This is a genomic window from Bacillus sp. A1, from assembly GCF_042296235.1.
Lineage (GTDB): Bacteria > Bacillota > Bacilli > Bacillales > Bacillaceae > Bacillus > Bacillus velezensis.
The window spans coordinates 4,077,122-4,088,362 of record NZ_CP141181.1 but is presented as its reverse complement, the minus strand read 5'-3'; the positions used below and the strand labels follow the sequence as shown (position 1 = coordinate 4,088,362).

Sequence of the window (11,241 nt, the reverse complement as noted above, 5' to 3'; positions counted from 1 at the left end):
TATCCGGCACAGCCCTCCTTTTCTTTAAAAATCAGCGCCCTTTCCCTGTTATAGAACACAAAAAAAGAGCATATGGCTCTGACCATTCGTACACACGAAATGTTGAAAACATATAGTATAGTAGAAAAATAGCTTTTCGACAAATTCCACAAGTTGTGGACAACAATCTACACAAGCTGTGTGAAAACAATCCACAACTTATCCACAAATTGTGGATAAAGAGAATGGACTGGATAAGTAATTAAGAGTTAAAACACAAATATAATATCAAATTAAGCGAGGACTTGCAATGGTTCTCGTAATCTTATCCACAAACCTGACAACTTGTTGAAAAATCTTTGTCCACAGGGGTTAGCAATGTGAAAATGTTGTCGATAACGATTGTGGATATTAAAAAAAGACCGAAAAATTATCCACATGTCGTTTTTTCGAGGGAGCGCGGTTTTTTTTTTGCGTTAAAAAAAGGAATATGAAAAATAAGGTTTCTAAACTGATTAAGGTATGTTATCCTATTATGGTTGTAAGAAATAAAAGCACTGCTGAAGTTGACAATGAATAGGCAGCACAAATATAATAAGTAAGACTGTCTTTAACAGCTATTCCTCGAGGGAGGTGTCATAAATGAAAAGAACATTCCAACCGAATAACCGTAAACGCAGTAAAGTTCATGGCTTCAGAAGCCGTATGAGTTCAAAAAACGGTCGTCTAGTATTAGCACGCCGTCGCCGCAAAGGCAGAAAAGTATTATCAGCTTAGGCCACTGAATAATGTCAGTGGTCTTTTTTCACATTAAGAGAGTGAGATGTCATGCGTCGCCCGGTACTGGAGAAATTTCTTCAGTATTCCGGCGGCCCGTTTTTTTTAGATAGAAATAAAAGTTTCTGCGAGTGAATATCGGAGTGAATTAAAGTGAAGAAGCGAAATCGGTTAAAGAAAAATGAAGATTTTCAAAAAGTGTTTAAACGCGGAACGTCTATGGCAAACCGCCAGTTCGTGCTGTATACGCTTGATCAGCCGAAACAGGAAGAGCTCCGGGTAGGGCTTTCTGTCAGTAAAAAAATCGGCAATGCCGTCGTGCGCAATCGGGTGAAGCGGTTAATAAGGCAGGCTGTTCAGGAGGAAAAAGAGCTGCTCAAGCCGAAAGATTTTATTATTATCGCAAGAAAACCCGCCGGCGACCTCAGTTTTGAAGAAACGAAAAAGAGTCTGCAGCACTTATTCAGAAAAACCTCATTATATAAGAAATCTTCGTCAAAATAGCTCATATTTTGTTTTCTTCACGTTTTTAAAAGCGCTTCCTTTTATTTGGCGAAAAATGAACGCCATTTGAAACTGAAAGATGCTAAAATACATACAAGGTTTATAAAGATTGGTATAGGAGGAAACGTTCTTGAAAAGGAGAATATGGTTACTACTGAGTATGGTCGGTATGCTCGTGCTGCTGGCCGGGTGCTCGAGTGTGAAAGAGCCGATTACGGCGAATAGTCCGCATTTCTGGGACAAATATGTTGTGTATCCATTGTCAGAAGTCATTACGTACGTAGCGAAACTGACGGGCGATAACTATGGTTTATCGATCATCATCGTTACGATTTTAATTCGTCTGCTGATTCTGCCGCTGATGATCAAGCAGCTTCGAAGCTCAAAAGCGATGCAGGCGCTGCAGCCTGAAATGCAGAAGCTCAGAGAAAAATACAGCTCTAAAGATCAAAAAACGCAGCAGAAGCTTCAGCAGGAAACAATGGCCCTGTTTTCAAAGCACGGGGTAAACCCGCTGGCGGGATGTTTCCCGATCCTGATTCAAATGCCGATTTTGATCGGATTCTACCACGCCATTATGCGTACGCAAGCCATTTCACAGCACAGCTTTTTATGGTTTGACCTAGGAGAGAAGGATCCTTACTATATTCTTCCTATCGTTGCCGGTGTGGCCACTTTTGTCCAGCAGAAGCTGATGATGGCCGGAAATCCGACTCAGAATCCTCAAATGGCAATGATGGTATGGATTATGCCGATCATGATCATCGTATTTGCGATCAACTTCCCGAGCGCACTTTCTCTGTATTGGGTAGTCGGAAACCTGTTTATGATTGCTCAGACATTCCTTATTAAAGGACCTGACATTAAACACGATCCGGAAACGCAGAAAGCGGGAGGAAAGAAAAAGTGAAGAAGGTGACTGCTGCGGGACGGAATGTCGAAGAAGCAGTTCAATCAGGCCTTCAGGAACTTCAACTGACGAAAGATCAAGTAGAAATAACGGTGGTGCAAGAAGAATATAAAGGGTTTTTGGGTATTTTCGGAAAAAAGAATGCGATCGTAGAACTGGAAGAGAAAAGAAATCCTGTTCAGGAAGCGAAAGCGTATTTGGAAGAAATCATCCATTCCATTGCCGGACCTTCTGAGATTGTTACGGAAGAAAACAAGAAAACAGTCTGTTTTCACATTAAAGGTGAAAAAGCGGCGCTGCTTATTGGCAAAAGAGGACAAACACTCAATGCCCTGGAAACATTGACGCAGCTTGTTTTGAACCGCGGCTCCGGCCAGTATCGCCAAGCCGCTGTCGACGCTGAGAATTATCGGCGGAAAAGAAGAGAAATTCTGGATCAGCTGGCAAACAGGCTGGCCAAGCAAGTGTCGAAAACGAAAAAAGATGTGCATTTAGAACCGATGCCGTCAGGTGAAAGAAAAATCATCCATGACGCGCTGTCAAAGCATCCAAATATCAAAACGTTTTCTACCGGTGAAGGCCGGTACCGCCATCTCGTTATTTCCCATAAAGATAGCAGAAAACCGAAGTCCGGCTAAAATCGGAACTTCGGTTTTTTTATTGGCAAAAATGGCTCTATTCCTAAGCAGAATCGCATTTTTAGCGTTTAAGTTTTTTCTTTTTCGGTCTATGCTGTTGATAAAAAAGGTTTTAGGAAATAAAATTAATTGTTATTCACATGTGGATAAGTTAAAGTAATAAGGGATGAATTTCTGCCTTTGTGGATAACGTATCTTCCACTTCAAACCAAACTATGTTATCTTTTAATTTTGGCGTAAATAAAATTTTTTATATAGATGGAAACAGAGATAAAGAGAGGTGAACAGCATGGATACAATTGCAGCGATTTCAACTCCGATGGGTGAAGGCGCGATCGCGATCGTTCGGCTGAGCGGCCCGGAAGCCGTAAAGATCGCCGACAAAATGTACAAGGGTCCGAAAGGCAAAACGCTCAGTTCGGCAGAATCGCATACCATTCATTACGGGCATATCGCGGACAGCACGACAGGACGGATTATTGAGGAAGTCATGGTGTCTGTTTTAAGAGCGCCCAGAACATTCACAAGGGAAGATGTCATTGAAATCAACTGTCACGGGGGTATTGTGACGGTTAATCAGGTGCTCCAGCTTGCTTTAAGAGAAGGTGCGAGACTGGCAGAACCCGGTGAGTTTACGAAGCGCGCATTTTTAAACGGACGGATTGACCTTTCACAGGCGGAAGCGGTGATGGATCTGATCAGGGCCAAAACGGACCGTGCCATGAATGTCGCCATGAACCAGATGGAAGGACGGCTTTCCGCGCTTGTCCGCCGTCTGCGTGATGAGCTGTTAGAAACACTTGCACATGTTGAGGTTAATATAGATTATCCGGAATATGATGACGTCGAAGAAATGACGCATCAGCTTTTAGTGGAGAAGGCAAGCGGCGTGAAGAAAGAAATCGAGGCGCTGCTCCGTACGTCTGAGCAGGGGAAAATTTTGCGTGAGGGACTGTCTACCGTGATCATCGGCCGTCCGAACGTCGGAAAATCCTCTCTGCTTAACAGCCTTGTCCATGAAACGAAGGCGATCGTAACCGATATTCCGGGAACGACGCGTGATGTGATTGAGGAATATGTCAACGTGCGAGGCGTGCCGCTTCGGCTTGTCGATACCGCCGGAATCCGTGAGACAGAAGACATCGTCGAAAGAATCGGTGTGGAACGGTCACGGCAGGTTCTTAAGGAAGCGGATCTCATTTTGCTTGTGCTTAACCACAGCGAAGAGCTTTCTGAAGAAGATGTAAAATTGTTTGAAGCGGTTGAGGGAATGGACGTCATTGTCATTATGAATAAGACGGACCTTGAGGCTAAGATTGACGCTGAGCGCGTCAAGGAACTGGCGAAAGGCCGGCCTGTCGTCACGACCTCATTGCTGAAAGAAGAAGGCATTCAAGATTTAGAGGAAGCGATTCAGTCGCTATTTTATACAGGAGCGATCGAAAGCGGAGATCTCACCTATGTCAGCAACACCCGTCATATCTCGATTCTGCATCAGGCAAAGCAAGCGATTGATGATGCGCTGAACGGAATTGAACAGGATGTTCCGATTGATATGGTCCAAATTGATTTGACAAGGTGCTGGGAGCTGCTGGGCGAAATCATCGGTGATGCCGTCCACGAAAGCTTAATTGATCAGCTCTTTTCACAATTTTGTTTAGGTAAATAAAAGGGAGGAAAAAACCATGGGGTATGAAGCAGGCCAATACGACGTGATTGTCATCGGCGCCGGGCATGCCGGTGTTGAGGCTGCCCTCGCATCCGCGCGCCAGGGAGCCAAAACGCTTGTTTTGACGATTAATCTTGATATGGTTGCGTTTATGCCATGTAATCCGTCTGTCGGCGGCCCCGCGAAAGGGATTGTCGTCCGCGAAATTGACGCGCTCGGCGGAGAAATGGCTAGAAATATAGATAAAACTCATATTCAAATGAGAATGCTGAATACAGGAAAAGGTCCGGCCGTACGGGCGCTGCGTGCGCAGGCGGATAAATTCCAATATCAGCACGAAATGAAGCATACGCTGGAAAAAACACCGAATTTGACACTTCTTCAAGGGATTGCCGAGCGTTTAATCATTGAAGACGGAGAGTGCCGCGGTGTCATTACGCAAACCGGTGCTGAATATAAGGCAAAAACGGTCGTGCTGACAACCGGAACGTATTTAAGAGGGCGGATCATTCTCGGTGATCTGTCTTACTCAAGCGGTCCGAATAACCAGCAGCCGTCTATTAAACTTTCTGAGCACTTAGAGGAGCTCGGTTTTGATCTCGTCCGTTTTAAAACGGGCACGCCTCCTCGTGTCTCAAGCGATTCCATTGATTACAGCAAAACAGAAATCCAGCCGGGGGACCCGGTTCCGCGCGCTTTCTCATATGAAACGGTTGAATACATTACCGATCAGCTGCCTTGCTGGCTGACTTACACGAGTCCTGAGACTCATGAGATCATCGACAGCAACCTGCATCGTTCGCCAATGTATTCCGGTATGATTAAAGGAACGGGACCGAGATACTGTCCTTCGATTGAAGATAAAGTCGTTCGGTTTAATGATAAACCGCGTCATCAGATTTTCCTTGAGCCGGAAGGCAGAAATACGCAGGAAGTATACGTTCAAGGTTTATCCACGAGTCTTCCTGAGGACGTGCAGCAGCGGATGCTGGCGACCATTCCGGGACTGGAAAAGGTGCAGATGATGAGAGCCGGATACGCGATTGAGTATGACGCAATTGTACCGACGCAGCTCTGGCCTACACTGGAGACGAAAAAAATCCCTAACCTGTACACAGCCGGTCAAATTAACGGTACATCAGGTTATGAGGAAGCAGCCGGGCAAGGAATTATGGCAGGGATCAACGCAGGCCGCAAAGCGCTTGGAAAAGAAGAAGTGATCCTCAGCCGTTCCGATGCTTATATCGGTGTATTGATTGATGATTTGGTAACGAAAGGAACCAATGAACCGTACCGTCTGCTGACTTCACGGGCGGAATACAGACTGCTGCTCCGTCACGACAACGCGGATCTTCGTCTGACGGAAATCGGCCACGATATCGGCTTAATTTCTGATGAGCGCTATGAAGCGTTTGAGAAGAAAAAAGCGGCGATCGAGGCAGAGAAAAAACGTCTCTGGTCTGTTATTATTAAGCCGTCTCCTGAGAATCAGGAATATATCCGTTCACTCGGCGGAAGTGAGCTGAAAGACGGAGTGCGCGGCACAGATTTAATGAAACGTCCGGAAATGAACTATGAAACAGTGACAAAACTTGCACCTGCAGATTCTCCGGTTCCGCAAGATGTGGCGGAACAAGTGGAAATTCAGGTGAAATATGAAGGATATATCGAAAAATCCTTGCAGCAAGTGGAAAAGCTAAAGAAAATGGAAAACAAAAAAATCCCTGATCGGATTGATTATGACGCCATTAAAGGAATTGCTACTGAAGCCCGTCAAAAGCTGAAAGAAGTGCGTCCTTTATCAGTTGCTCAAGCGTCCCGTATTTCCGGTGTCAATCCGGCAGACATTTCAATCCTGCTGGTATACCTGGAGCAGGGCCGTATTGCCAAGGTAGCTGAATAGAAAGGATGACGGCATGAATATAGAGGAATTTACATCCAGTTTAGCGGAGAAAGGGATTTCCCTTTCTGACCGCCAGCTGGAGCAATTCGAGTTGTATTACCGGATGCTCGTGGAATGGAACGAAAAAATGAATCTGACATCCATCACTGAGAAAAAGGAAGTTTATCTCAAGCATTTTTATGATTCGATAACGGCGGCATTTTATATTGATTTTGAAAAGGTCACCACTCTTTGTGATGTCGGCGCCGGCGCCGGTTTTCCAAGCCTGCCCATCAAAATCTGCTTCCCGCATCTGCATGTCACCATCGTCGATTCACTGAATAAGCGGATTACGTTTTTGGAAACTCTCTCTGATGCTTTACAATTAGAGCATACGACATTTGTCCATGACAGAGCGGAGACATTCGGACAACGGAAAGACGTACGGGAAAGCTTCGATCTCGTGACGGCCCGTGCGGTGGCGCGTCTGTCGGTCCTGAGTGAGCTTTGTCTGCCGCTGGCCAAGAAAAACGGCGTATTTGCCGCACTAAAAGCAGCAGCAGCTGATGAAGAGCTGAAAGCGGGGCAAAAGGCGATTAAAGTATTGGGAGGAGAGCTTGAACAAGTTCATTCCTTTACACTTCCTGTTGAAGAAAGTGAACGGAACATTATGATCATTCGCAAGACGAAAAGCACTCCGAAAAAATATCCGAGAAAACCGGGTACTCCAAATAAATCGCCAATTGAAGGGTAATTTAGACAGCCTGATGTGACAATTCCATCATATTTTCTGCAAAATTGATGAAGATACAGCAGGAAAAACCATGAGAAAATAGAATTATAAAAATGGCAGTTTTTAAAGGTGGTGTAGGTACATGAAGCATTCATTCTCTCGTTTCTTCGGGTTTGGTGAGAAGGAAGAGGAACCGGAGATAGCTGAGCATGATACAAACAAAGAAGAGATACTCGAAATACCGGTACATGCTATCGTTCCCAACCGTTTTCAGCCACGCACCATTTTCTCAGATGAAAAAATCAAAGAGTTAGCAATGACTATCCATACACACGGCATCATTCAGCCGATTGTTGTCAGACATACAGAAGATGAAGGACAATATGAGCTCATTGCGGGTGAAAGGCGCTGGAGAGCGGTACAGACGCTTGAATGGGAGAAGATTCCCGCAATTATTAAAGATTTTTCTGATACGGAAACAGCATCTGTCGCTTTGATTGAAAACCTGCAAAGGGAAGAATTGTCCTCCATTGAGGAAGCTCATGCGTACGCAAGGCTGTTAGAACTTCATGATTTAACACAGGAAGCCTTGGCGCAGCGCTTAGGAAAAGGCCAGTCAACGATTGCGAACAAGCTCCGATTGTTAAAGCTCCCGGAACCGGTCCAGGATGCGATTATGGAGAAAAAAATTACGGAACGTCATGCAAGAGCACTGATTCCGCTCAAACAGCCGGAGCTTCAGGTCACATTGCTTGCGGAAATCATTGAGAAAAGCTTAAACGTCAAGCAGACGGAAGACAGAGTGGTGAAAATGCTTGAACAGAATAAGCAGAAACCAAAGCCGAGACGCAAAGCGTTCAGCAGGGATACAAGAATTGCGATGAATACGATTCGTCAGTCACTGTCCATGGTAGAAGACAGCGGCGTCAGACTGAATACTGAAGAAGAAGAATTCGAAGAGTACATCCAGCTTACCATTCGGATACCTAAATAAAAACTCTCCTGATCAGCAGGGGAGTTTTTATTTTAATCAAAAAACTATTTTGAGATAATGATAGATTTATTGTGCACTATACATTGTATATGTAAAATTTTATCTTTTTGTGTCGTGAATTGTCTTTTTACAGTCAAAAAAGTCACTTTATCGGAGAACTTATATTAGAAAGTGTCTTTTTCGTTTACATTTTTTTCACTTGCTGATAAACAAATTATGAAAAAAATAAAACGCTTTACTCTTTTTTTGATAAGATAGAAACAAGACAGTACATGTTCATGTGAAGGTAGGTGACATCGTGGGAAAAATCATAGCAATTACGAACCAAAAAGGCGGAGTCGGGAAGACGACGACTTCTGTTAATCTGGGGGCTTGCTTGGCTTACATAGGTAAAAGGGTTCTTCTTGTTGATATTGATCCGCAGGGCAATGCAACGAGCGGATTAGGGATTGAAAAAGCCGATGTGGATCATTGTGTGTACGACATTTTAGTAGATGATGCAGATGTTACAGATATTATTAAACCGACTTCAGTAGAGAACTTAGATGTCATTCCGGCCACGATCCAGCTTGCGGGAGCGGAAATCGAATTGGTTCCGACGATCTCACGGGAGGTCAGGCTGAAAAGAGCATTAGAATCAGTGAAACAAAATTACGATTACATGATTATTGATTGTCCTCCGTCTCTCGGGTTATTAACGATTAATGCGCTTACCGCTTCAGATTCAGTCGTTATCCCGGTTCAGTGCGAATACTACGCTCTTGAAGGATTGAGTCAATTATTAAATACAGTTCGGCTTGTGCAAAAACATTTAAATACCGACTTAATGATAGAAGGAGTGCTTCTGACGATGCTTGATGCCAGAACGAATCTCGGCATTCAAGTGATAGAGGAGGTAAAGAAATACTTTAGAGATAAAGTGTATCAAACCATTATCCCTCGCAATGTCCGTTTAAGTGAGGCGCCGAGTCACGGCAAGCCGATCATATTATACGATCCGCGTTCGAGAGGTGCGGAAGTATATTTAGATTTAGCAAAGGAAGTGGCAGCGAATGGCTAAAGGCGGGCTCGGAAAAGGGATTAACGCGTTGTTTAATCAGGTTGATTTGTCTGAAGAGACAGTGGAAGAGATTAAAATCAGTGATTTGCGCCCCAATCCTTATCAGCCAAGAAAACAATTTGACGATGAGTCATTAGCTGAACTGAAGGAATCCATCATTCAGCATGGCATTCTTCAGCCCATTATCGTGAGAAAATCATTGAAGGGCTATGATATTGTAGCCGGCGAACGCCGTTACCGCGCCGCAAAACTTGCCGGTAAAGAGACAGTGCCGGCTATCGTGCGGGATTTATCTGAATCGCTGATGCGGGAAGTCGCTCTTTTGGAAAACCTTCAGCGTGAAGACTTATCACCGCTTGAAGAAGCTCTGGCATATGACTCACTGCTGAAGCATTTGGATTTAACCCAGGAACAGCTCGCTAAACGGCTCGGGAAAAGCAGGCCTCATATTGCCAACCATTTAAGACTGCTGACGCTGCCGGAAAGCATCCAGAACCTCATTGCAGAAGGTACGTTATCCATGGGACACGGCAGAACCTTGCTTGGTTTGAAAAATAAAAACAAGCTTGAACCGCTTGTGAAGAAAGTGGTTGAAGAACAGCTGAACGTCCGTCAGCTTGAGCAGCTGATTCAGCAGTTAAACAACAATGTTCCACGTGAAACAAAGAAAAAAGAACCTGTTCAAGATGTTGTGTTAAAAGAGCGGGAATCGTATTTGCAAAATTACTTCGGAACAACAGTAAATATTAAGAGACAAAAGAAAAAAGGGAAGATTGAGATTGAGTTTTTCTCAAATGAAGATCTTGAACGTATCCTAGAACTATTGTCTGAAAGAGAAGCGTAAAAACCATCTTTTTAAAAAAAGATGGTTTTTTTATATACGTCTTGTCAGCTTATGAAACGGACTGAGCCGTTCCTGCCGGCCTTCTGATTTATCTGTCAGCTGTAACCCCTCTGCTAAAACGTTTGCCATGCTCATAACAAGATGAAGCCTCGTATTCTGCAGGACAAAATACTCCATAAACCCACTGACATTGACGATTCCGTTGATATGGACGTCACCGATTTCGGGAAGATCTTTTTGAACACCTGCTCCGGGCTTCAGCGGCCCATCGCCGATTTGAAATGAGCCTACGCTTTTGACGCGGCCTAAACAAGCATCAACCGCTATAATAAACGGATTTTTATGTAGATGTTGAATATCTTTCAGCTTGTCTTTCATATTGACGGCGTGAACAGGATCTGACAGCGTGCCATAAACGTGCAATCTGCCTAAATTCATTTTTTCTAACTTTGTTCCTACGAGCGGACCTAATGAATCTCCGGTCGACCGATCTGTACCGATACACACGGTGACTAACGGTCTGCCGGCTGCTTTACGTAAAGATGAAGTAAGGATCGCTTGTATTTGATTCGCAGCAGAAGAATCCGTATGAGATACATATTGTTTTGCCCGTTCTTGAGAAAAAAGCCCGCCTTTTCGATTCATAAGGTTCACTTCCTTGTCATGTCATACGAGTATTACATTGTTGTTTTTGGTGATGTAGGTTGTTTACAGTATATCCAGCGCTGCCTTTTTTTATGCTTATGTCATGATCAGCATGCCGGTTGTTTGAAAAGAGCGGGATAGAAAAAAGAACTCAGAGCAGTTATTCTTTAAGTTCATGAAAGAAATAAGACCATTTGATCTACATTACATATTGCTGATGATCTAATTTCAGCGCTCTTTTTTCTGTAGAAAAGAGGATAAATTCTAACTGAGCGTAGAGTTTTTTTGCGGGTTCATTTGTTGAAGTAACAGAGAGATGGAGCTGTTCTGTGTCTTTCATCTTTTTTGCTGCCTGGCTGATGGCTTTCGTCATTAACGCTTTTCCCGCGCCTGACCTTCGATGTTTGGGGGAAATATACATAGAACCGATAACCGCAATGTGTCTTAGTTTAAACAGCGAATGCTTGGAGATCTTGAGGATTCCTATCAGTCTGTCTTTTTCAAAGGCGCCAAGCACGATGGCATTACCGGATTCAAGCCTCGCGTCCGGATGATCTTTTAAGCTTTGAGCCTGATATCGGTGTCAGGCTTGGTATCATTTGCGGT

General features: G+C 44.1%; 12 protein-coding genes. 10 read left to right on the top strand and 2 right to left on the bottom strand.

Features of this window, described 5'->3' with window-relative positions; translation table 11 throughout:
- Positions 1 to 621 precede the first annotated feature (621 nt).
- From rpmH to U2H13_RS20120, 10 genes are all read left to right on the top strand, one after another.
- Positions 622 to 756, top strand: coding sequence for a 50S ribosomal protein L34 (gene rpmH, locus U2H13_RS20165; RefSeq protein ID WP_003178075.1), 135 nt, complete (start codon positions 622 to 624; stop codon positions 754 to 756).
- A gap of 153 nt (positions 757 to 909) precedes the next feature.
- Positions 910 to 1,260 (top strand): ribonuclease P protein component, encoded by a 351-nt coding sequence (gene rnpA, locus U2H13_RS20160; RefSeq protein WP_004392944.1) that lies wholly within the window; start codon positions 910 to 912, stop codon positions 1,258 to 1,260.
- A gap of 160 nt (positions 1,261 to 1,420) precedes the next feature.
- Positions 1,421 to 2,170 (top strand): YidC family membrane integrase SpoIIIJ, encoded by a 750-nt coding sequence (gene spoIIIJ / locus U2H13_RS20155; RefSeq protein WP_007409906.1) that lies wholly within the window; start codon positions 1,421 to 1,423, stop codon positions 2,168 to 2,170.
- Positions 2,167 to 2,808, top strand: a complete 642-nt coding sequence (gene jag, locus U2H13_RS20150) for an RNA-binding cell elongation regulator Jag/EloR (protein ID WP_014419390.1) — start codon at positions 2,167 to 2,169, stop codon at positions 2,806 to 2,808. The genes spoIIIJ and jag overlap by 4 nt, the downstream gene beginning before the upstream one ends.
- A gap of 289 nt (positions 2,809 to 3,097) precedes the next feature.
- The gene (gene mnmE / locus U2H13_RS20145) at positions 3,098 to 4,477 is read left to right on the top strand and encodes a tRNA uridine-5-carboxymethylaminomethyl(34) synthesis GTPase MnmE (RefSeq protein WP_007409903.1); all 1,380 of its coding nucleotides are present in this window, start codon (positions 3,098 to 3,100) and stop codon (positions 4,475 to 4,477) included.
- A 16-nt stretch (positions 4,478 to 4,493) separates the two neighbouring features.
- On the top strand, positions 4,494 to 6,380 hold the full coding sequence (gene mnmG / locus U2H13_RS20140) for a tRNA uridine-5-carboxymethylaminomethyl(34) synthesis enzyme MnmG (RefSeq protein ID WP_007615086.1): 1,887 nt from the start codon (positions 4,494 to 4,496) through the stop codon (positions 6,378 to 6,380).
- 13 nt (positions 6,381 to 6,393) lie between these two features.
- On the top strand, positions 6,394 to 7,113 hold the full coding sequence (gene rsmG, locus U2H13_RS20135; protein ID WP_007409901.1) for a 16S rRNA (guanine(527)-N(7))-methyltransferase RsmG: 720 nt from the start codon (positions 6,394 to 6,396) through the stop codon (positions 7,111 to 7,113).
- A gap of 121 nt (positions 7,114 to 7,234) precedes the next feature.
- A complete protein-coding gene (gene noc, locus U2H13_RS20130) occupies positions 7,235 to 8,086 on the top strand; it encodes a nucleoid occlusion protein (RefSeq protein WP_007615083.1) in 852 nt (283 codons plus the stop codon).
- Between the two features lie 298 nt (positions 8,087 to 8,384).
- Positions 8,385 to 9,146, top strand: coding sequence for a sporulation initiation inhibitor protein Soj (gene soj / locus U2H13_RS20125; RefSeq protein WP_007409899.1), 762 nt, complete (start codon positions 8,385 to 8,387; stop codon positions 9,144 to 9,146).
- Entirely contained in the window at positions 9,139 to 9,990 is an 852-nt protein-coding gene (locus tag U2H13_RS20120; protein ID WP_022554064.1) for a ParB/RepB/Spo0J family partition protein, read from the top strand. The genes soj and U2H13_RS20120 overlap by 8 nt, the downstream gene beginning before the upstream one ends.
- A 30-nt stretch (positions 9,991 to 10,020) precedes the next feature.
- On the opposite strand, the gene yyaC is transcribed toward U2H13_RS20120, so the two are convergent.
- Both yyaC and U2H13_RS20110 read right to left on the bottom strand, forming a co-directional pair.
- Positions 10,021 to 10,635 carry a spore protease YyaC gene (yyaC, locus tag U2H13_RS20115; RefSeq protein WP_004392969.1) on the bottom strand — a complete coding sequence of 205 codons (615 nt, stop codon included), beginning with the start codon at positions 10,633 to 10,635 and terminating at the stop codon, positions 10,021 to 10,023.
- 199 nt (positions 10,636 to 10,834) lie between these two features.
- Positions 10,835 to 11,152 carry a GNAT family N-acetyltransferase gene (locus tag U2H13_RS20110; RefSeq protein ID WP_228842247.1) on the bottom strand — a complete coding sequence of 106 codons (318 nt, stop codon included), beginning with the start codon at positions 11,150 to 11,152 and terminating at the stop codon, positions 10,835 to 10,837.
- Positions 11,153 to 11,241 lie beyond the last annotated feature (89 nt).